The organism is Lacipirellulaceae bacterium, from assembly GCA_040218535.1.
Classification (GTDB): Bacteria; Planctomycetota; Planctomycetia; order Pirellulales; family Lacipirellulaceae; genus Adhaeretor.
Window position 1 is genome coordinate 37704 of sequence record JAVJRG010000013.1, and the last position, 22479, is coordinate 60182.

Genomic DNA, 22479 nt, shown 5'->3' on the forward strand with positions numbered 1-22479 from the left:
TCTCGTTTCCACTTTCTGGCGAATGTGGCTACGGCGTATTCGCTTGGTGCTTCGTAAGATCCCAGTCGATGGGGGTGCGCTGCTTCACAAGTTTCTGGACCCTTTCGATCGACTCGAACTGCTCGCGTGTCGTTTTCCCTTCTTTGGCCATATCTGCTGCCACGACACCTGCAGCAGTCCCCGTCGACCACTCAATAGGGTGCAGTCGCGTCGCGGAGTTCGCGAGAAAACTCTGCGACATCGTTTTTCCGGCAACCAGCAGGTTTTCGAACTGGTAGTGCGTCAGTGCACGGAACGGAATGTAAAACGGCAGCGTGTCGTGCGCTTCCTTCAAATACTCCGGCAGAATTTTACCGGTGAGCGGATGAATGTCAGCGGCATAGGCCCCTAATGCAATGCGATCAGGGAATTTCTCACCGGTTACTTGGGAAGCGGGTCCAGTCAGGCTAGCAAATTGAAGGACGAAGTCGTCCAACCCGATCGAGCGACGGGTGTCGCGAATGTAAGGGAGCTTCGCGAGGCCGTGGGCGGTGCCGAGCTCCCGCCCGTTAAGTGCGATGTTCTCGGGAGAGAACTTTTCCGGTGCCTGTTTCCGAAACCAATGATGCCAGCCGTAAGCACGCGCTTCCGCTGCCGCAAGCGTCTCCAGATTGATGCCTCCCCGCCAGTCGTCAACCGAAGCAGCCGTCTTATCCTTCGACAGGAATAAATAGCCGAACGGATAATCGTTGCCGCCTTGTTCGCGACTTGGCGAGTAACCCCAGTTTTGCAAACAAAGGTCGCCCACTGCAGGAGGCCCTTCGCCGCCGATACGTCGATACGTCCAGATGAGGTCCCAAGCGTTCGGCTTCTCCTGGTAATCGCCATAACCGAGGTGCTCAACTTCTTGCCCCGCTTCTGGCTGCGTCTGAGCCGTGTCGTGGATCTCTTGGACAAAACAATAGACGGTGGACTGACCGGCGGTGTCGAGGCAGTCTTTCTTCTGCTCTTCGATCTCTGCCCCTTGCAAATAGTCCGCACCGCTGAGTGCGAGGACTTCGCCCCACTCGGTAGCTTCAATGAACACCGGCATCTTGCCTGCACTGGCACAGAATTTCAAAACACGTTTCGTAAAACGCTGTGAATCGTCGGGCGAGTACCAGTCCGCTAGATCTTGCGACGGCAGGAGGTCGTAGCCGCGCGCAACGAGGGACGAACGAGGGCTTCTTTGGATCGCGATCAGCGATCGAATCTTCTTTCCCTGTTCATCCAGAGTGACTGACTTGACCACCGTTTCATGAAACACCACCAGATTCTCGCCTGCTGCTTCCTGAAGCGGCATGAGTTGCTTCTCTAAATAGATTGTTGGGCGGAAGCAGAACCGGCTCACCCAGCAATCGCCACATTCGTCGAGGCCTGTCAAAGTTTGCAGAAAGTTGCCCGTGATGTTTTTGGGGTCGCGAGCGATTTGCGAGACATTCAGCAACTGCTCTCCAGTCTCTTTGTCGGTGATCTTGTGCCACGCTTCGTCAATCGCTGGCACGCCGCTGGAGGTGAGTTGTCCGCCGACCCAATCAGTAGGCTCCAGCAGTGCCGTGCGTGCTCCACTCTTCGCTGAAGACAAAGCCGCGGCAAAGGCGGCTGTTGATCCTCCGGCAATAATGACGTCGAACTCGTGCGTCTCCGTTGGCTCTGGCGTGGCTCCACCAGCAGTGTTTCCGACGATGCCGAGGAGCAACGCGGCTACGATTAGCTTTTGAAGACGTTGTACGATTATCCAGTTCGCGTTTTCTTGATTTCGATTCATTATGTGTACAATCGCGAGAGCGTTAGGTTGGTTCAACTGCTGCGTCGGCAAGCAAGACTTGCGAATCTTCCATTCGGCGAATGTGCCAGCGGAAAGCGGGTAGAAATATTCCACCGGAGACCAGGCAGGCGGCCGCTAAGATCGTTGCTATGCCATACTTTCCGACCAATATTTGCGCGATACCCAGGACACCCGCAATTAGAAAAATAGCCCCCAGGCACGCGACCGCTAGACCGCCCGTAAACAGGTAAGGAAAGTCGTGACCCTCGGTCCCCGGTTGCTCGCTCAGCACTTTCCTGCGGATGGGCCCCCACAGGCCCAGTGGGGCAGCGCGGCGGTAGAAGCGTTTCAAAGTCGCTTCACTCTCCGGTGGATAGATCAGGACAGCGCTGATCCAAATGAGCGAGGTCAGCCCAATCGAGATGATCGCTTGCAGCATGGCCATCGCATCGGCGTTGGTCGGACTGACAGCAAGCTGCTCCTTCCACCACGACCACTGCGGAAGCAACCAACCGAGGCTGAGGTAGACCACGGGGCCACCAACCATCGCGGCGACCCACGAGGGGAAATTTACCCGCCACCACCACCACTGAGCCCAGTAAAACGCGGCACTAGAAGCAAACATTCCGGCAATGACGGTGACAATATCGAAAAGTGAATCCGTCGCGAACACGACTCCGACGCCAAGCGCTAAAATCCCGAGCATCGCGAAGCGGCCGATCCACAAACAAGCACGACTGGAAGCATCGAGCAGCTGACTCTTGGGAAAGATTTGCCTCAGAACATCATTAACGATCGTTTGCGCTCCGTAGTTGAGGTGGCTATCAATCGTGGACATCACGCTCGCTAGTAACGCTGCAATCGCGACTCCTAACACACCGACTGGGAGATTCTCTTGCAGCATCATTCCATAAGTCTCTTCACGGAGATCCTTATCAGCGTGATACATTTCGGGATGAGTGGCGATCACGCCCAGGGTGGGTAAGGTGAGCAATAAGAGCATGAGAAACAGAGAACCGGCTGCCCAGATCGGCACTTTCGCTGCTTCGTGGGTGCTACGAGCCGAGAAGAGCCTTTGTCCTTCGAGATCGACGCTTCCGCCTCGGCCAATCGTGGGCACAATCAGCCAAGCGAGCACAACGATTGGGGCAAGCACTTCATGCCCAGGGACCGGGGTAACCGACAGAATCTCTCCGTGTTCTTCAGGATGCGCCGCGACCACCGCCTCGGCCAGCCCGCTTGGGCCTCCATGCTCGTAGAGTACGCTACAAAGCAAAAACAAGCTTGCTAGGACAATGATCGCCGATTGCAAGACATCTGTAATCACGACGCCCGCGAATCCAGAAATCCAAACGTAAGAAACGAGAATTGGCAACACGCAGATCAGCGTCGTGAGTTTGCTTTCAATCCCAAAGACTGGGGCGAGGATCTTGTGCATTCCCAGCAGGCCAGCACCAATCCAAGGGATCATATTGATTGACACGGCAAACAAGGCGGAGATCACACGTACCACTTTCGCACCGCGGCCACCGAAACGGAGCGAGTAGAACTCCGGCCCCGTGGTGATTCTTAGGGCCCGCCACCGCACGGCAAACAACAGGGCGACGATCAACCAAGCGAAAGCAAACCGTGAGAGATAAAACCACGCGACCGGCAGACCGATCACGACGGCCAAGCCGCAATAGAGCGGGGCAACATCGGCATTCATCGCCGTGACGGCGTAGGAAATTCCGTTCACCCAACCTGGCATGCGGCGTCCGGCCAGATAAAACCCCTCTTCATCGGTCGAAGTGTTCAACATCCGACTGGCGATGATACCAATGCCAAAACTACCCGCCAGATAGATGACGATGACCGCCACATCAATGCTGTGAGTTTTGGCAAATTCCATAGGATGGCAGAGAGGGTTCGAGCGTCGAAGAGCTTACTCGACCGAGATGCTGGGGAGCGACTCGAAAAGGTTGGTTGGTGAATCTTTCTGAGGCGAGTCATCTTGCTGGCTGGAAGCGTAGATCGCGTCAACGATCGCCTGCACTTCCGAGGCCTCATGGCAGTTGGCACCGACAGATGTACGCGACTCAATATTCTCTTGAAAGTCAAGCAACTGCTTTAAAAAGAAGTCGTTCTCTTCAACGGGAATCACTTCGTCGTGAAGTTGCTCGCGTTCAGTGGTCTGGTGGATCTTGTCGCCGAAGAGTTCGAAGGCAATTCCGCCTTTCGTACCGCAGAAGCTGACCATGGAAGGTGGCATGAGTCCCTGAGGATAGTTACCGGCCCACGCAACGTGGAAATCAAGAGTCTTGCCTCCTGCCAGCTTCACCATCGCTTGGGCAGCGTCCTCCACGTTGCAAACACCAGAGTAGTCGGGCGGTCCGGACCACATGTCTTCATACTTGTAGTCTTCCATACGCACCCCGAAGTGCTGGAAGGTCTGTCCCGCAACTTCTTGAACGGGTGGAAAATTGAATCCGTAGAGTGCCAGATCGAGTAGATGCACTCCCACGTCAATCACCGCTCCACCTCCCGAACGCTCGCGGTCTGTGAACCAACGCCCTAGCCCCGGCACGTTACGGCGGAGGAACAGGAAAGCCTGAGCGAAATAGAGGTCGCCGAGAGCTCCGCTTTCGATAATCTTCTTCGCAGCCTCGGCAACGCCGGTGAAGCGGTGAACGAAACCGACTTGGAGCACTCGTTCCGCGGCCTGGGCGACGTGATCAATCTCTTCGCACTGCTCGTAAGAGAGAGCCATTGGCTTTTCCAGAAGTACGTGCTTCCCTGCTCGCAGGGCTGCGATGGCAAAGGATTGATGCAGCCAGTTGGGAATGCCGATCACGACCGCGTCGATCGAACCGTCTTGGTAAAGCGCCTCAGGCGCTAGCGCGTGCGTGGTCTTGAACTCTTCCGCGAATGCGCGACCAATCTCCTGGTTGCTGTCGACAACCATACCGATCGGTATGCCCGCCGTTTGCGCAGCCTGGGCGTGCTTTTTACCAATCGCTCCGGCGCCAATGATCCCTAGTTTCATGTCTCCCGAATGTCCTTATGCTTCGACAAGCGGCCTGTGAATGCCGTTCTGGCAACGTATTAGTTTTCTCTTTGCGACGCCGTCTGCGGTGTCGTCTTCCAGTGGGGCGCGGCCAACGGCCGCGAGTTCGTGGAAACCGGAATCAACTTGTGGCTGTCGTTGGCTGAGGTTGCCAGATCGAGGAGCCGACGAATGACGAGCGTTTCTCGGCTGTCAATCAGGCTCTCCCCAGCTTCAAAAAAATCCAAGATGCTTGCCGCCGCGTCGACGAACAGGTGACCACCATCAACCTCAAAGTGATGGCTTCCCTCTCGATCTGTCAGCGTCGCACTAAACGGGCAGTCCGTGCCGCTGAGAAAATCAATAACGGCAATCCGACCATCGTGGTAAGTCAACGAGAGTTGCAGGCCCCAGTCAGCCTTGTGTCGCATCAGTGACTGAACCTCGTGCCCAAGACAACTGACGGCCAATTCCAAGGGATGGATTCCATACTCCTCAAGGGTGCTGCCAGAGGAACAGATGTGAACACTGTAGGGTTTCTCATCTTGCCGTTTCACGAATTCCTGAATTGGTGTCGAGCGTAATGCGGAGGTGGATTGAATCGGTAGGTCGTGGGCATCAGCAAGCTCAAAAATGGCGCGAGCCGTGGCAACATCAGGAGCAAATGTCTTGTCGACGAAGGTTTGTTTGCCCAGCGGGAATGCCTGTTGGCACATCTCAAGATGTAACTCGGGGTTGGAGGGGGCGAGTACCATCAGGTAATCGACCTCACCCGCTAGCTGCTCGATCGTATCGTAGTAAGGCAGGTCACGCTCTGCGGCCCAAGTAGCACTGGGTTCAGGCTCTAGAGCTGTCGCCCCTGCTATTTCGAAACCTCGATCTGCCAGAGGACCACGAAGAGCCGACAGATAAACTTCCGCATGGAAGTTATCGAGGCGGTAATCGTAGTAACCGATTCTCTTGTTGGATGATGGTTCAGTCGACATGGAATAGCTCTATTGCAGCGGCAACGTGCTAAAGCCCGCGCATTCAGCGTTGCGGCAGTTGCTGGTTTCTGGAGTTGTGATCGGCAAGCGGCGCAAATGGCGTACCGCCATCCAGGCAAAACACTCAGCCGACATCGTGTGAGGGTTCAAGTCTCGTTGCGTGACGTTTTGAACCCTGTCAATGTGTTCTTTCAGGAGTTCCACGATGACGGGATGCTCACTGCCGGGGCCGGTCAGCCAAACGAGATCGACGGGCTCAGGAAGTAGCATTGCTGCCTCAATAAAAGCACGGACCGTGATCGCGCACATGGTCGCTGCTCCGTCGGCAGCGCTGAGCCCTCCCAGGTCAATATGGTCGAACTCGTGTCGATCCGCAGCTTTGGGGAGCGGACGTTTGAAGAAGGGAGTTTGGAGAGAGGCTTCGACAAGCGCCTGATCAATCTTCCCTTCGCTGGCGATTCTTCCGTGAAGATCGTGCGGCTGCTGGGCCATCTCCTGGACCCATTCATTGAGCAATCCGACACCAGGCCCTACGTCACCAGCAATAATCTCATTCTCGCGACTAAGCCAAGTGACACTCGCGATGGAATCGAGATTCAACATCAGTGCCGGGCGTGGCTCTTTGGCCATCAAGGCCCAGTGGAACATGGCTGACAGCGGTGCGCCTGTCCCGCCGATGGTCATATCATGCCTACGAAAGTCGCTGACAACCGGCAAGTCGAGAGCTTCAGAGAGCTGCCAAGGGTTGCCAATTTCTAATGACAGGCTTTGGCTAGGAATATGACGAAGCAGGTGTCCCCGAAAGCCAACGAGTTGCGTGTCTGCGACCGCAGCTTGGCACTCACTTCGCAGTTTTCCGAATGCCTCGATGTGATGCTGCGTGAGTTTCTTCTCTAGTCGCAGGATTTCGGTCGTCGGCAAGTCATTCTGAGTCGCTTCCAAGATGCTCCACTGCAGCTGATCATCGTAGGGCAGCGAGATCCCACCGAGCGAGTGAACTTCGTCCTGTCCGTCGGTGTCGATCACCGCCGCTTCGACCCCATCACCGGAGGCCGAGCTGGCCAAGCCTACCGAACGATACAACGGGGAAGGTGCCAATGGATTGTTGCCTATTTGCCAAAAATGGGGCGTGATTTCCTAGAGAAAGCGTGTTTTCAGTCTAACAGCGGAAGGGTAGAACGGCCTGACATAAAGCGCATTTTTTTCCACATAAAGCGCAGGGGGCAGCAACTTTGGTTTACAGTGGAAGTATCCCACGAGCCCCAAACTTGCCATGACAGCACCTGCCAAACACAAGCCGCTTGAGATTGCTGTCCTTGTAGAAACGGACAACAGTTGGGGGCGGAGTGTTGTGCAGGGGATTGCTGATTTCGCCAGCAAGTTTGGACCCTGGAACCTTCTGATCGATCCCCGCGATTACAGCCAGCGGTGGTCATTGCCTGACCGCTGGCGTGGCGATGGCATCATTGCGCGGATCAGTACGCCGCCACAACTGGAGGAAATCCTCAACACAAAGTTGCCGAGTGTGAATGTTGATGATGTTTATGCCAACCGTAATCGAGTGGGCAATGTGCTTACTAATCAAGCAGAAAAGGCGCGCCTGGCGATTGATCACTTTCGGGAGCGCGGCATGACGAAGTTTGCCTATTACGCTCCGCCAAGCAACGAGTACTCGAGATGTTCGGAAGTGGAATTCGTAAAAGCGCTCGCCGAAATAGGAACGGAATGTCACGTTTACAAGCCGGGCTATCGGGTGAGCCGACGAATCGGTCGGGACGAGCAACATCGGCGTATCCTGCGTTGGCTGAACCAGCTGCCCCGTCCGGTGGCGATTCTGGCAGTCGATGCTCGACGCGGGCGCGAACTGACCGAGGTCTGCAGCATGGAAGGAATTGCCGTACCCGATGAGGTGGCAATCCTTGCGGGAGATACCGACGACCTGCTTTGCGAGTTGAGTAGTCCGCCCCTTTCCAGCATTGTCGTAGCCAGCCAAAAACTGGGCTATGAGGCTGCCGCCATGCTCCATCGCATGATCCACGAGGGCGAAACACCAAGCGAACCGGAATTGGTTCCCCCGATCGGAGTCGTGAGCAAGCAGTCGACCGATGCACTGGCGATCAACGACCCGATGGTCGTCAAGGCGATGCGATTCATCCAGACGCACGCCTTTGCGGGAATCATCGTTGAAGACGTGCTGCGTGAAGTCCCCGTCTCGCGTCGATATCTTGAGCAGCAGTTCAAAAGGTATTTTGGGCGACTCCCGGCCGAAGAAATACGCCATCTACGACTGGAACGCGGCAAGGAACTCCTGGCTCAGTCAGAGATTTCCGTCGAGTCCGTCGCGACCGCGTGTGGCTATGCGGGTTCGACCCAATTCGGAGTCGCTTTCCGCAAGAAGTACGGCCAAACCCCGCTGGCCTTTCGCAAAGGGCTGCATAGCAGTTAGATCCGGCTCGTGCGCTTTTGATGGAAAAATATACGCACAATCGCTTGGTGTTCACAGGTGGGAATATTAGGATGCAACTGGCTTCAAACCTAAAGCCTACCTGCATAGCGAGTAAGAACTAGGTAATTTGTTCTCTGTCTTGTCACTAGATTTCTATTTGGAGGGATGACTAATGAGACTTGAAAAGCTTTTCTACGGGCTAGCGTGCGCCCTGCTGCTTGGCAGTTGCGCTGCAAAGTCCCAGGCGGAACTGGTCGCGTATGATCCGTTTCTCAGCGGCAACAACCGAGGGGCAGGGGAGTACACCGCTGGCAACGACATGCGCACCATGGGCGCCGCAGCACTCGGTTGGGTTGGAACGTCAGGTCTTGACGGGTTTGGCATCCCTCACTCAGGCAGTACAGGCAACTTCCAAGCGAACGCGCTCGGAGAAGATTCTGCTGCCGTCGCTTACGAGCAAGGAGGGCGCGTCCAATGGCTCGGTGTCCCAAATTTCCCATTCGATCGCAACATCACACGTCAGCTCAATCCAACGCCAAGCTCAAGCGAATGGTGGATGAGCATCATGGTCAACCGCTTGAATTGGGGAAATGATCCGGCAAACGATACCTACGTCGTTGGTGGATTCACCGATGCTGGCGGCAATGGCCTGCAAGTTGGTTATGACAACTCGGCTGGCCAAGATGCTAACCCTGACTTGGTACTTCGCTCGAACGGTATCAACACCGTGATTGCTGCCGATACGGCATCCAGTGACAATCAATACGTTTTGGTGAAGCTAGAGATTGACCCCGTCGGCAACGATACAATCTCTGTGTGGGCCGACCCCAGTAGCGTTGATCCTCTTGGCACCGCTGATGTAATCATTACCGACCAAGACTTGACGAGTTCTCTTGCGCCATTCACACAGTCAAAGTATGAGTCGCCCGGTCAGTCGGGCGCGGCTTTCTTTGATGAGATCCGACTGTCGACCGATTTCGATTCGATTATTCAAATCCCTGAGCCCGCTTCACTGGCTTTACTAGGGGTTGCCTTTGGACTGGTAGGAGTTTCTCGCAAACGTCGAGTTTCCTAAGGCCATACTGAAACGGGCCGCAGCTATCGAAGCCTCGATAGCTGCGGCATTTTTTAAACATGTCATCAGCACATTCGTATTCGATCCGTTCTGGGTCTTCGGGGGAGAAGGCAATGAATAAACTTATCCGGCCACTCGTCTTGTCGAGCTTGTTTTTACTCGGTTCGACCCCAACTGCATTTGCCGTGGATTTTACGGAGATTGCACGCTTCGACATTAGTGCGACATCAACCGATTTAGAGAATCCTCCGCCCGACGCGGATGACGTCGGAGTGAACACGGTGGCGATGGCTTGGAACGGAACTAGTCTTTATTTGGCGGGGTATAACAATAGCGCCTCGTTCGGTGAGACTAGCATCATCGAAGTCACCAATCCAACCGCGACCGGATTGGTCACTCCTACATACAGTGCAAAATTCTCGACCGATACCTTCACGCCAGGGGGGCGGGGGTTTACCGGCTTGGCATTGAGCCCCGATGGCTCGCAATTGGCGGCTTCGTTCGACAATGGACTTGCCAACACTCCTTTGGGAATTCAGGTTTTCGACACGACCAACAACACACAAAGCTGGTCAAAGGCTGTACGCGGTGGTAGCGGCGTCGATTTCGATCCCGGCTTTCCCGGTGGCAACCCCGCCGCCGGTTCTGGCGTTGCTTACATCGAATCCTTCGGAAGCGGACGACGCGCACTGCAAGATGCAGCAACAGGGGCAGACATCTGGACGCCATCAGACGGGATGATTTGGGTACCAAATGCCGGAGTCTCGAACAACTTTGCCCGTGACATCGCCTTCGATCCTGACACGGGCGACATGTTCATTAGGTCTCGCAACGACGTCTTCTTTGCCGAACGCAACGGCGACAACTCGACGAATCAAGGCAACAACTCTTTACTTCTTGATCTCACTGATGGGCCCTTTGTGAACTATCAGCACATCGCGTTCCTCGATACCGACAACGATGGCGACCTCCTGATTCTCAACGACCGCAGCGTCGGAGGCGGCATGCAGGCTTTTTCCGACGTAACGAAAGTCATCGATACTGCAGGCACCGAGCAGACGGCCACTTTCACCTTTCTCCCGAACGCCGACAGTTCGCCGTTTTTGCCTGAAGACGGTGCGGGGTGGTACGACTACGACTTTGATTCCGTCTCGCAAACTTTGGCATTGCTGGACATCTCGAATCGCAATGTTCACATTTTCTCACTCGGGGAAGCAGTTGCCGACGCCGATGTTGATGACGACGGCGATGTCGACGGAGCGGACTTCTTAGCGATCCAACGCACGAATGCGTCACTGATACCGCAATGGCAATCTGACTACGGAACCGTACCGGTAGTCGCCGCTGCTGCAGGAGTGCCCGAGCCTTCGACCTTCGGGCTCGTGATTTGTGGCCTCCTGAGTTGCTTCCCGGCAAGAAGAACCCGCTGACACTGTCATCTCGCTCAGCTCGCCGGTTGGGGCAGCCGGCAAGCTAGCTTGACGATGAGTTTTGTCAGTTTTGGGCAAATGCGAATCGTCGCGTAGAAAGACCTCTCGCGGCGCGAAAGGAGACTCTACATGCGACGTGAAAATCGAGACCGAACGAATCAGGGTTTCACTCTTGTTGAACTCTTGGTCGTTATCGCCATTATCGGAGTCCTGGTCGGACTGTTGCTGCCCGCGGTTCAAGCCGCTCGAGAAGCTGCTCGACGTGCACAATGCTCCAACAACCTCCACCAAATGGGATTGGCGGCGCAGAACTACGCTTCCACCCACAACACACTGCCACCAGCTTACGGTCGGGAACTCGAGGACGCGCTCGATACGAGACGCTCGTTCGTCAAACGGGGGCTCTTTAACGAGATCCTCCCCTACATGGAACAACAGAGTGCCGTCGATACTCTGGTACTCGACTACTACGATCAAGGACAGGCGTATTTCGCCGATCCTGCTCGAGATGTCTCAATCGAACCATTCGTTTGCACGAGCTGGCCTTTCGAAAAAGTAATCACTGCGGCGGCCCCGAATTTCGAGTATCGACTGGGAGCGATCGTAACGTACACAGGCGTTGGAGGTGCTATTCAAAACCAAGGAGAGAACCTTGTTCCCTCTGTCGAGGGATCTATTCCTGACAATGGGGCCTTCTTGATGGGACAGGAACTGGTGAACAACACCTTCCCAACGGGAGTGTCTGAAGGAAGAGAGCTGAGGCAGATTACCGATGGGCAGAGCAATACTATGATGTTCGCTGAGTACATTCACATTAACTGCGAATTCGGACAGATCCTGCCTGAAGATATTCCTGGCAACGTCCGTCCCTGGTACCTCGGCGGCTTCGGCGACGTTCCCTACCATCTAAAGGTGGTGGAGAATGCTCCGAATATCTGTGTTCACCGACAAAACACCCCAGTACCACTCAACCATTTGCCATTGGGAAGTTATCATCCGGGAATCATCCAAGTAGCGTATATTGATGGGAGTGTGAGTACGATCTCCGATGATATCGAACTCGTTACGCTCAAAGCACTTGCCACCGCCAATGGGGAAGAAGTTGTTAACTCAGATTTTTGAAGAGCGTCGTCCAATAACCATTCTGCTCTCCAGCTTGTCGTGCCTCATCGTCATCACATGCGGTTGCGACAGCGGGCCTGAGATCGCCCCGGCAACGGGAAAGGTTTATTACAACGACCAACCCTTACCCTTTGGATCCGTCATGTTCCAACCGGCGAAAGGGCAACCGGCAACGGGGAAGATTCAACCAGACGGTTCCTTCGTCATGTCCTCATTTAGCCCCGAGGATGGAGCGACTGTCGGCCCACAAAAAGTGCGTATCAACTGCTACTCCTCGCAAAGTCCCGCGGCACAAAGCAAGCCGGTTGTTGGAGAGCGTTCGATCGGAGCCTTGTTGATCCCCCGAAAATACACGTCTTTCGACACCAGCGGATTTACTGCGGAAGTGAAAGCAGAGGGCAACGAGCCTTTTGAATTCCGCCTTACGGGACCTCCGCTGAAACTGCCGAAGTAGGGCGAAAGACGCTTCTCACCAGCCAACTAGCGGTTACCGATTGCGTGCAGACATAAAATCCATGAGCAGCACATTGCGCCGTTCGCTTTTCGCTCTGCTTGGCTTAGTTTTCATGTCAGGTTTCGCTCGGCTCTCATTCGCTTCAGATTCTCAAGGTAAGCCCGTCCGAGGCGTCTGGGTTGCCAACGTTGCCTCCGGTGTGTTGTCGAGCCCCGAAAGTATTCGTCAATTTGTTAGCCAAGCCAAGCGATGCGGGCTTAATACTCTCTACGTTGTGGTCTGGAATCGAGGGGCCACGACTTACCCGAGCGCTGTGATGCAACGCGAGGTAGGGAAAGCGTGTGATCCACGTTACGCGGATTTCGATGTCCTCAAGGAGTTCGTTTCCACGGCTCATGCCGAAGAGATGCGGGTGATCGCCTGGTTTGAATTTGGCTTTTCCTGTTCTTATCGCAAACCCGACGGCGGCCTGCTGATTCGCAAGCACCCTGACTGGGCCGCCAAAGATAGCTCAGGGAAACTCGTCACCAAGAATGGGTTTCAATGGATGAACGCGTTTCGTCCCGAGGTGCAGGACTTTCTCCTGTCATTGATCCACGAAGTCCTAGAGAACTACGAAGTTGACGGCATCCAAGGTGACGATCGACTACCTGCTTGTCCGAGCACGTCTGGTTACGATGCGTGGACAGTCGAACTCTACCAGAATGATCATGAAGGAGCATCTCCACCAGAGGACCCCTTGGATCCCGACTGGGTGACCTGGAGGGCAAACTTGTTGAATCGGTTTATGGAGAGGTTGCATCACGAAACGAAAGCGAAGTATCCCAACGCAACGATTTCCATGGCACCGAGCATCTATCCTTGGAGTAAGTACCAATACCTGCAAGATTGGCCAACTTGGGTAGAGCAGGGGTGGGTTGATGAAATCTGCCCTCAGATTTATCGCGAAGACCTGGCCGCTTACCGAAATGAGCTCGAGAAAATCATCAACAGGCAGGTTTCAAAAGAGAATCGAGTCCGGGTCAAGCCTGGGATTCTGATCCAGACCTCAGATCGGGTTTACAACAGTGCAGAGAATATCGCGGCAATGGTTCGCGCGAATCGCGAGGTCGGCCTCGAAGGGGAGGTCTTCTTCTACGATGCCGCCGTGACCGAGAAGCCGGCACTGTTTGAGTCGATCTATCTAAAGAAGAGCAATTCCATTGAGGAATAAGCCCATGATGGGACGTCAATCGCTTCTCCACAAGATCTGCACTCGTTGTCTTGAATAGAGTGCAGGGGCTAGATGCCGTAGAAGTGCACCTACACGTCAGCTCATCCTCATTGGACACGAAATAACGTTGCTCAGGTGATACGACCGTTCATTTCTCGAACGGAGGCAACTTGGGTGGCAAGATCCGTCGTGGGGGCTCCGCTAGAGTATGCAAGAACGCAGTTAGATCTTTAAAGTCTTGTTTGTTCATGTGCAGCGGTTTCAAGATGGGCGTCGTGCTTGGGAATAAAGGGTCGTTGACCTGATCTTTCCGAGGGCGTGGGTTTCGCATGCCCGCATTGTATAGCGTTAGTAACTCTTCCAACGTGAACATGCCATTATGCATGTAGGGTGCTGTTGCCGTGACGTTGCGTAGCGACGGTGTACGAAAGGCGCCGACATCCTTGGGGTCTTTCGTAATGTGATACCGTCCTAGGTCTTCGAACTTACGACCATAGTTGCTCAGCCCAATGTTGTGGAATTCATCATCCGTCATTAACGGCCCATGGTGGCAGTTGATGCAACGAGCCGTCGTGCGGAACAAGTGTAAGCCTGCGAGTTCTTCGTCGGAGAGTGCTTTCGTCTTCCCATTTAGGAAGTAATCGAAGCGACTTCTCCCCCCCTTGAGTGTGCGTTCGAATGCCGCAATGGCTTGAGTAACGCGTTCCATCGTCGGCTGGCTGTTACCAAAAACAGCTTCAAATCGCTCGCCATACTCGGGCAATTTGGACAGGTTCTCGACGATGGTCTCTTCGGATGAGTGCATCTCCTCTTGGTTGTTCAGGACGTCTTGAGCCTGCTGCTCAAGACTCGAAACTCGTCCATCCCAGAATAATGAACGACGCAGACCAGAGTGGAGGGCGGATGGTGCGTTCCGCTTGAGCGGTGTTCTGTTGTGACCAAATGAGACGGCGCGACCATCGCTCCAGTACATGTCGGGCTCGTGACACGAGGCACATGCGATCTGACCACTGCCGGAGAGACGGGGTTCAAAGAAGAGCATCTTGCCGAGTTCAATCTTCGCCTTTGTGCCCAGATTATTCTCGGGATGATTGATCTCGGGAATTGGTCCCAGTTCGACCCATTCGATGCCTTCATCGACGTCGGGAGCTGGCCAAGCATCACGGGGTTTCGAGTATTGCTCACGTAGTTCTGCAATATGCGTAGCGCGCTCTTTGGAAGAAAGCGACGGGCGTGGCTTCGGTCGCGCTGCCTGCGACCAACTCGACGCGAGAGCTAGCGCTAGCGAGACCAAAGCCATTAAGGCAAGGCTAGGGCTAGGGTTTTTCATGCAACGGTGCTCCATTTTCTCGCGAGAGGCCCGATTACCTATCGGAGATAAATACGTCCGACTCACTACTAGGAATTGTCAACGTCACGGCACCTTGTTGCCAAGTGAGAAAACAGCAACGCGCAGAACATTAGACAAGTTGAACTTGGCTCTGGGATCGCAATTCCGGCTGGGAGCGGGGATGCGAAAGCACCGTATGCTGGTTTCCACAGTGCTAGATCATCAGCGTCGACGTCACCGTCACCGTCGGCATCTCCCTCGCCTTGGGTCGTACCGATGCCAAATCCTCGCTGGAATGTCAGAAAGTCCGTTCCGTCGACGTCAAAGTCGCCGTCGAAGTCGGGGTCTCCGGTTGCCGGCTTCAGCCGAACGTACATACTTCGATCGCCGGAGACCCTACCTGCAAAGTAAGTCACAGGAAATCCGTCGCCTCCGGCAGCTGGTTGATCAGTAATCTCTAGGCGACCAAGCGAGAAGTTCACGATTGGATCGTCGCCGATGTCATCGTCGTTGGTATCAACAAGCGTTCCCAGGCCAGCGACCTTTTGGTCGTTGATAAACACCGTGTCGTTCCACACGAATGCAACGTCCCCAGCGTTATTGATCGCCACCCCCTGAACTTGCCCAGATAGCGTAATCCCATCCACCACGTCGTTTTCACGGTGCACAATAGCACCGTTGACCGCAAGTACCGAGTCGTTCGCTACGTTGTCATTAAATGCACTGAATACAAAATCACCGGTATCGTTGATGTCGAAGAGGCCAGCGAAGTCCCAAGTTTCTCCAGGAAGTCCTCCATCGGCGGCAGGGACGAGATTTCCTTCGCGAATGATCGCGCCACTAGGTGTCGTGATTGGAGCTCCATTGATCACAGGTAATTCATCCGTACCCGTGAAGCCATTTTCGACGTCTACTTCGGTCATGTAATGCGTCCCCGAATCAGACCAACGGATATTTCCACTAATCGCGAACGATTCGTCTACGATGGTTCCCTCAGACCCAACCATATCGCCCGACTTGAGAAGCACATTAAAGTCGGTCGTGTCTTGAAATATCGCATAGCCGCTCTGTGTGCCGACATACTCACTGATCCAGCTCGACACACCAGACGGAGAACGATAGACACCCAACGCAGAGTCGAACATCTGGCCAGCCAGCGGGCCAGCGGGGATCGTATCGCCCTCGACGAAGATGTTGATGTCGTTCTCCCAAAGACTAGCAAAACGATTGGGCGGGGCGTTCGGATTGACCAGTGTCGCGGAGTAGGTGACGTTGCCTGCGTAGTCGATGCCGTTCGAGCCAATTGTTTCCTGCTCAAGTCCACTTAAGGTCGCCTCGCGCCTCAATGCAGTGGGGGTTGCTCCAAAATCGCTCGACCCGAACAAGTAATAGGTGCCAACGAAACCGGAGTTCCCCTGAGAACTATCAGTGTTCACGGCACCCACGAAGTTCCCATTAAGAGCTGCGGTGATACGACGCTGTCCGTTGGGACGAACACGGTCTCTGAACGAGTCAAACCCCGGAAGATTTTCAGCACCGTCTAAGAGCTGGTTTTCGACATAGAGCAATTCAATAACGGGGTCGGCATGGCACTGCTGGCTAAGCCCACAGACATAGAGCAGACAGAGTCCCAGAACAGAAGCTAGTTGAAATCGAACCACGTGGATTCCTGTGATGATGCGCAAAAAAAAGGCTTGTTCACAGCAACTCGAAGAATTGTGGTGAACCGAAAAACAAGCGATTCAAGGATCCTGAAGGCCTTTCAACCATCGTGCGTTTTGCCCGCTCGATTGTCAATATTTTTATGCTATCTCATCGTGATTCTCATCACATCTTCTGGCAAGTTGCTATATTAATAATTTGGTTGATCTGCACATTCTGGCTGGACCGATGTGGATGTCCGCTACCCTCGGTTGGCGATTACAAGTCATGCTATCCACACCTCGAAAACGCTCTGCGACTCTCGGTCCAAGACCTGCAGGTTTCACCATGGTGGAACTGCTTGTCGTGATTGCGATCATTGGGGTTCTGATTGGGCTGTTGCTGCCAGCGGTTCAGGCAGCTCGCTCGTCCGCTCGTTACGTTGCCTGTACTAATCACCTACGTCAGATTGGTTTGTTGACGCAGATGTACCGTGATACCCATAAGGGACGCTTCCCACATCCCATCGACGATCTCGGCGGCTTCGCTTTGCAGAAGAAGAAGCCTGCGGAGCTTGAGGATGACGAGCAAGAAATCTTTGAGGGCGAGGATTATGTGACGGTCACGCGGGGTAGTAGCAATTTCCGCGTCTCACACGGACGGAAATGGCCCGAATCGAATCGATCGCTGCCCGAACGATTCGGCATGGAAGCGACCTTCGTAGGCGATCGTCTCATCGCTCCGCAGAGCGGCATCTTCAAATGCCCTGACCTTGAGGAAATGAGCAGACTATGGGGCGTCAGTTATGCTTATAATGCAAAAGTCGCGAAGTTCTTGCTCAAGCCGCCAGTCGACGACCCTCCGAAGATGGCCCGAATCGCGTGGGCTTGGTGCAACACAGTTAGCCTGCCTGCCCGTAGTGGCTGGCGAGGCGACGCGGCTGGATTAACGATTCGGACGATGTCGAAGAACGACCCTTTCTACGACGTCTACAAAGAAGTGTTTCAGCGTCCACACCCCAGACAAAGCGATACTGGGTGCGGCCAAAACACGCTGTTCTTCGACGGACATGTCGAGTACCTCAGCACGACCTGTTTCGAGTTGTGACCACCGGAACGGTCATCTCTCACCATCGACACCGAGTTCAGCTGAATCAGGACGACACCGCTGCGCCGATTGATTGACAACCGATGAAGCTTTCATTCCACAGCGTACGATTACTTTTTTGTGTACTGGCGTCCCTTGCTCTTTTCACACTTCCTATCAGCAGGGCTCACGCTCAAGACCAGTTTGTGTTTTACTTCTCCGGCCAAACCGCGGGAGTTGGCGATCTTGGCTCGGTGACGTTTGACTCCAATGGTGACTTCTGGGTGATAGGGCGGAGCCCGATCGTTGCTCCAATTCCGGTGCCAAGAATAAGCAAAATCACCGATAGCGGCTCAGGCTGGGTTGCCGAGCCCCATGTCTTGGACGAGGATCTTGCGTTCTTCTATCGCACGGTCGACCTCGCATCTGGCATCGCCAATGCCAACTTAGGCGGCCCCCAGATTGGCACCCCCGCCAGCTTCTTACTCAATCCGGCGCCGCTGACGCTTACGATTCCTACGGGCTCTGGCGGTACAACACAGCAGACTTATCAACCCGGTGAACTCGCCTACGTTAGCGACGCGATGGGGCAGCTTGCCGAACCGGATGGAACGCCACTGCTCGCCGCAACGAAAAAGATCTATCGCTACGACCTGAGAAAGGTCGACAATCCCAACGGTACGCGCGTTAGTGGCCCCACTAGTCAGCAGCCGGATTTTGCCACCGCGGCAATTACCGACGGCGTCGGCACCACGATCACGTTTGGCTCGTTCGGATTCACCGACTTCAACGATGCCTTCAGTATCGTGATGAGCGAGCAAGACTTGCAAGACGCGACTGTCGCTTCACTTTCAGCAGACTTCAACGGCAACATGCAGGTCGGAGCAACCGACATCCAAACTTGGCGAAGCAACTATGGTAATGCAGCAACGCCTTCCACCGGCGACACAAATGGTAACGGCCTCGCCGAAGGGTCTGACTTCCTGACGTGGCAGCAGCAATTCGGCCTCCGCGATGGTGGCAGCGACAACTTTGGTAGGTCATTTGCTTGGTCAAGCGACGGGCAGTCGCTCTACGCCGTTGATGCGGGATCAAACACGGGGGGAATCTACCGTATCGATGCGACCGGCGAATCTCCCGCGCAAAGAATTCGGATCGATACGCGCACGACTGATAGCGGCAGCCGGATTAATAGTGAGCCGGCAATCATTCACACGTCCGTCCGAAATTTCGATCCGTCAAACTCAGCCGAAGGCGATCAGATCGTCGTCGAGGGCTCTGCGATGGGCGGCAACGAGGGCGGAGTCAACGTCTATCTCGATGCCGGTGGATCGACCGCTACGCGGCTCAAGCCGCTATTTACCGATCAGCAATTCCGTGACTTCGCCGAATACATCGGAGACAGCGCCCCGCAATACCTGTCACTGACTGCCGACGCAGTTGGAAACCTTTACTTTCATGAGATCCGCACCGATGGCATTTTCGTTTATGACACGGAGGGGCGTTTCGCGAAGATTGCCAGCGAGGCCGAGCACAACGATTTCCAAGTGGCCAACGGCGTCGGACGCAACGATACAGTCCTCGATCTTCAAGTCCGCACAACAAATACACCAGGCTTCGCCGTCAATGAACTCATTTACACTGACGACACACTAGACGCTCCGGTTGGAGTGTTGGCTTATAAAATCGGCGACTTCGATCGGGACAATGTCGTTGATAACGACGACTTTGCCATGTTTGGGGCGGCGCTTGGAACGCGTGGCACTGCCGCGGACTCAATGAACAATAAGTTTGACCTAAACGGCAATGCCGAGTTGGCTTTCGACCCGGACGATCAGCGCTTTGAACACGTCTCGAACGGGGCCGTGGTCGTCGACTGGAAGGATGTCAAGATTCTGCAGGACTTTACAGACATCCAAGACGGCGATGCCAATCTTGATGGATCGATCGATTTCCTAGACCTTGACATTATGGCGGCCAACTATTTCACGATAGCCGGTCAGACGGAAGAAACCTGGATCGATGGCGACTTTGCGAGCATCGACCCGAGCTATGCGTTCAACGCGATTGACGCCAACTTGGTCAATCTGATCGACCTAGAAGTTATCGCAAACACCTGGGTCAACGTACTCGGGCAGACTCCGGTCACGGAAGCGGATGCAGACACGCAAGGCTACACCGGTCAGTTCCGAGCGGATCTGCTGCTCGCCTTCTCCTCATTCGGTGGGCTGATGGCAGATTTTAATGGCGACACGATTGTCGACGGCGATGACTTGGCAATTTTCATGGCAAATTATGGGAACTCCGCAGATCCCGCCACAGGAGATGCCAACGGTGATGGCGAAGCGGAAGGATCGGACTTCCTTATTTGGCAGGGCGAGTTTACCGTCGGATCCTCGCTGGCCAGTTCGCGAGTTGTGCCCGAACCGTCTTCGGGTGTCGCGACCTTGCTAGGGTTGTTGCTGTTGTTGCCCACTCGTCGACGAAGCTGATTGCTCCTAGCCCACAGGCGAGCAACTGCCGCAATCGGACGACTCCCCATGAAAAAGCCGCGGTCCCGACAACAGTCGAAACCGCGGCTACGTTTACAACGATCAACCGATTCGCAAACTAATGTTTGCGTCGACGAACTTGGCAGAGCACTAGGCCGAAGCTGAGTAACGCGATCGCTCCTGGTTCAGGAATCGTAATCACGAACTGCCGCTGAACGCCATCAGACACGCCACGGAACCACACATTATAGGATCCGTTCGCCTGAATATCGCCAATCGAAAGTCCGGTAGTGATATCGTCCAGGGTCTGACTTACACCGCCCACCAGAACCGTATCACCTTCCTTGATCACTAATTGGTCAACGCCGCTGGAATCTCCAACATAAATGGCTTCTGAATCTGTGCTTCCTCCGGTGAGGTCGGTATCGAAATCCCAGATAGCGGCCCAGATACCTTGCTCATTCAGGTCAGCGTTCTCGATGCTACCGTCGATAATTCCACCAGCGATAAGATCGCCTTCGCGGGCAACGATCACACCATTGATCGAGACGAATTCATCGGCACTACCGCCCGTTTGGTCGGTGTCACCAGTGATGAGAAAATCTCCCACTTCATTGATGCGATGGAAATCGAAGTTGTCCCAACTGTCGCCAACGCCTCCGCTCGACACAGGAATTAGATCACCTTCACGAATGTTGCCTGCCCCAGAAGCAATGGGGGCACCATTAATTAAGACGATGCCATCATCGGCCGACGATCCGGTGTCGATGTTTACCTCCTGAATCGGCCCATTGGCATCGCTATTGCCGTGCTGGAACTCGTCAAAGCCATCGATCGCAAATCCAAGAATCAGATCGCCAATCTGTGGGGAGTTCGACAAGCCTGCTCCAACGAAGAGGCCGTTGTCCGGGCTAATACCGAAAAACGAAGCTGTGCCGCCATGAGTCGATACGACGTCAAGAAAGTTGGTCGCAGTGCCAGCACCGGCGTCTCCTTCTTTTACAATGAGTGTATCGTCTTGGTAGATAGAATTACCTACTGGTGCGCCTGTCACCTCGTCGATGTCGGCTCCATAGGTAACCACACCAGCGTTCGACAAACCGATTTCGCCATCAAATGAAGTTTGCACGAAGTTGCCAATGGTGCCGGCTGTGCGAACGACGCCATTGGGAGTTACGCCGTCAACGCTGCCGTAAATGTGAGCGGCTCCGTCCGTGGTGTCGAGTTGGACCACGAAGCCATTCGAGCTGTTAGAAGCACCGGAAAAGCGAATGACTTCGACGGTCGAACCACCTAGGGCATCGCCCTCACTGATGATTGCCGTGGCCGGCGCGGCGAATGATGATGACACAGAGATCGAGAGTCCATACAACAGGAAGCAGAAGCTCCCAAAAACTAATTGTCTGTACGTTTTCATTAGACGTATCTCCCCCTAACAAGAAAAAACGGTCTCGCTCGTCGGCAGATCTAGTGCAGTGACGAGCACAAAGCATCATTGTGTGACGGCCTTTACGCACCATCACGATTCAGCATAATTCGCTATATTAACAAACTCTTACGCTAAGGGCTCGCTACGGCGAAGTCAACGGAATTCAACCGAAATTTGCGGTACTGTTGGCAACTCAGCTAGTGAGTTTCATGCAGCGAAAGCGACCCCCAACGCGGAAACAGCGTATCCGGCGACCAGAGAGCCAAGAATAGGACCAAGAGAGCGACAACCTCTCAGGATCCGAAGGGGAATAGCGCAGGCCAATAATCACGCTTGAAGAAGGCGTGATACTCGATGCGTCAGAATTCGCTCAGTCCACACCCTGAGAGTCGATCAGCGACTTTAATGTGCTGCCACGATCAATGCTGGCTCGGGAGATGTGTGGAAGCCTGGAGCCGCACCCCTCGCACCTAGGGGCAACGGACCGTAAACGCTCATGGTCACAGACAACATGACTGTTTCCGGTGGTCTCGGTAAGACGAAAGGGTTGGTGATTCTTGAACTCTCGGAAACCTCCTACGGAGCCAACGACCAGATTGCCGTCTGCGTTAACTTGAATACAGCAGGCACTTCTAGTAACGCAACTGTGACCGTGATCCCAGCAGAAGCATAGCTGGCAAGTTCTTACGACTCGAGTACTGTCGAACGAACTCACTCGGCGAACGATTCGGATTCCCCGGGTATTGCGAGCATACAGACGCGTTTCAGACAGTCGATTTTCGTGGATTTAGACTCGGCAGACTTGGACATCGACCTTCCCACTTTTCTTGCTCCATGTGGGCTTCGATTTTCTAGTATCTTTCGATTTTGACGTAGGGCCATAAGCCATGAAACGGAAGCGCGAGTGTTATTTGCTCCTCGACAAAGCACGCTTCCATCATCTTTCTGTCTTCTCTGTCTTGTT

At 54.4% G+C, this 22479-nt stretch carries 16 protein-coding genes and 1 pseudogene; 9 read left to right on the plus strand and 8 right to left on the minus strand.

The annotated features are described in order from the left end of the window. Positions 1–28 precede the first annotated feature (28 nt). From RIB44_20575 to RIB44_20595, 5 genes are read right to left on the minus strand one after another with little or no spacing between them, the layout of a single operon-like run. Positions 29–1786, minus strand: coding sequence for an FAD-dependent oxidoreductase (locus tag RIB44_20575; GenBank protein ID MEQ8618978.1), 1758 nt, complete (start codon positions 1784–1786; stop codon positions 29–31). Positions 1787–1808: 22 nt separating this feature from the next. Continuing rightward, positions 1809–3677 carry a hypothetical protein gene (locus RIB44_20580; protein ID MEQ8618979.1) on the minus strand — a complete coding sequence of 623 codons (1869 nt, stop codon included), beginning with the start codon at positions 3675–3677 and terminating at the stop codon, positions 1809–1811. A 33-nt stretch (positions 3678–3710) separates the two neighbouring features. Further along, on the minus strand, positions 3711–4811 hold the full coding sequence (locus RIB44_20585; protein ID MEQ8618980.1) for a Gfo/Idh/MocA family oxidoreductase: 1101 nt from the start codon (positions 4809–4811) through the stop codon (positions 3711–3713). A gap of 59 nt (positions 4812–4870) precedes the next feature. Continuing rightward, positions 4871–5797 carry a Gfo/Idh/MocA family oxidoreductase gene (locus RIB44_20590; GenBank protein ID MEQ8618981.1) on the minus strand — a complete coding sequence of 309 codons (927 nt, stop codon included), beginning with the start codon at positions 5795–5797 and terminating at the stop codon, positions 4871–4873. 9 nt (positions 5798–5806) lie between these two features. Continuing rightward, entirely contained in the window at positions 5807–6895 is a 1089-nt protein-coding gene (locus RIB44_20595) for an anhydro-N-acetylmuramic acid kinase (GenBank protein ID MEQ8618982.1), read from the minus strand. 175 nt (positions 6896–7070) lie between these two features. Here RIB44_20595 and RIB44_20600 point away from each other — a divergent pair, with 175 nt between their 5' ends. From RIB44_20600 to RIB44_20625, 6 genes are all read left to right on the plus strand, one after another. Further along, positions 7071–8243: a DNA-binding transcriptional regulator gene (locus RIB44_20600; GenBank protein MEQ8618983.1), complete on the plus strand. Its 1173-nt coding sequence runs from the start codon at positions 7071–7073 to the stop codon at positions 8241–8243. Positions 8244–8415: 172 nt separating this feature from the next. Next, entirely contained in the window at positions 8416–9318 is a 903-nt protein-coding gene (locus RIB44_20605; protein MEQ8618984.1) for a PEP-CTERM sorting domain-containing protein, read from the plus strand. Between the two features lie 113 nt (positions 9319–9431). Further along, positions 9432–10748, plus strand: coding sequence for a hypothetical protein (locus tag RIB44_20610; GenBank protein ID MEQ8618985.1), 1317 nt, complete (start codon positions 9432–9434; stop codon positions 10746–10748). Positions 10749–10877: 129 nt separating this feature from the next. Further along, positions 10878–11870, plus strand: coding sequence for a DUF1559 domain-containing protein (locus RIB44_20615; GenBank protein MEQ8618986.1), 993 nt, complete (start codon positions 10878–10880; stop codon positions 11868–11870). A gap of 34 nt (positions 11871–11904) precedes the next feature. Further along, on the plus strand, positions 11905–12324 hold the full coding sequence (locus RIB44_20620) for a hypothetical protein (GenBank protein MEQ8618987.1): 420 nt from the start codon (positions 11905–11907) through the stop codon (positions 12322–12324). 61 nt (positions 12325–12385) lie between these two features. Beyond that, positions 12386–13537 (plus strand): family 10 glycosylhydrolase, encoded by a 1152-nt coding sequence (locus RIB44_20625; protein MEQ8618988.1) that lies wholly within the window; start codon positions 12386–12388, stop codon positions 13535–13537. A 148-nt stretch (positions 13538–13685) separates the two neighbouring features. Here RIB44_20625 and RIB44_20630 read toward each other — a convergent pair whose 3' ends face one another. Next, positions 13686–14867, minus strand: a complete 1182-nt coding sequence (locus tag RIB44_20630) for a cytochrome c peroxidase (GenBank protein ID MEQ8618989.1) — start codon at positions 14865–14867, stop codon at positions 13686–13688. Positions 14868–14935: 68 nt separating this feature from the next. Further along, positions 14936–16528, minus strand: coding sequence for a hypothetical protein (locus RIB44_20635; protein ID MEQ8618990.1), 1593 nt, complete (start codon positions 16526–16528; stop codon positions 14936–14938). 268 nt (positions 16529–16796) lie between these two features. On the opposite strand from RIB44_20635, the pseudogene RIB44_20640 reads away from it, so the two are divergent. After that, positions 16797–17027, plus strand: a pseudogene (locus RIB44_20640) (type II secretion system protein). Between the two features lie 671 nt (positions 17028–17698). Then, positions 17699–20086 (plus strand): hypothetical protein, encoded by a 2388-nt coding sequence (locus tag RIB44_20645; protein MEQ8618991.1) that lies wholly within the window; start codon positions 17699–17701, stop codon positions 20084–20086. A gap of 118 nt (positions 20087–20204) precedes the next feature. On the opposite strand, the gene RIB44_20650 is transcribed toward RIB44_20645, so the two are convergent. After that, positions 20205–21437: a PEP-CTERM sorting domain-containing protein gene (locus RIB44_20650; GenBank protein MEQ8618992.1), complete on the minus strand. Its 1233-nt coding sequence runs from the start codon at positions 21435–21437 to the stop codon at positions 20205–20207. Positions 21438–22011: 574 nt separating this feature from the next. Here RIB44_20650 and RIB44_20655 point away from each other — a divergent pair. Then, the gene (locus tag RIB44_20655; GenBank protein MEQ8618993.1) at positions 22012–22188 is read left to right on the plus strand and encodes a hypothetical protein; all 177 of its coding nucleotides are present in this window, start codon (positions 22012–22014) and stop codon (positions 22186–22188) included. The last annotated feature ends 291 nt before the right edge of the window (positions 22189–22479 follow it).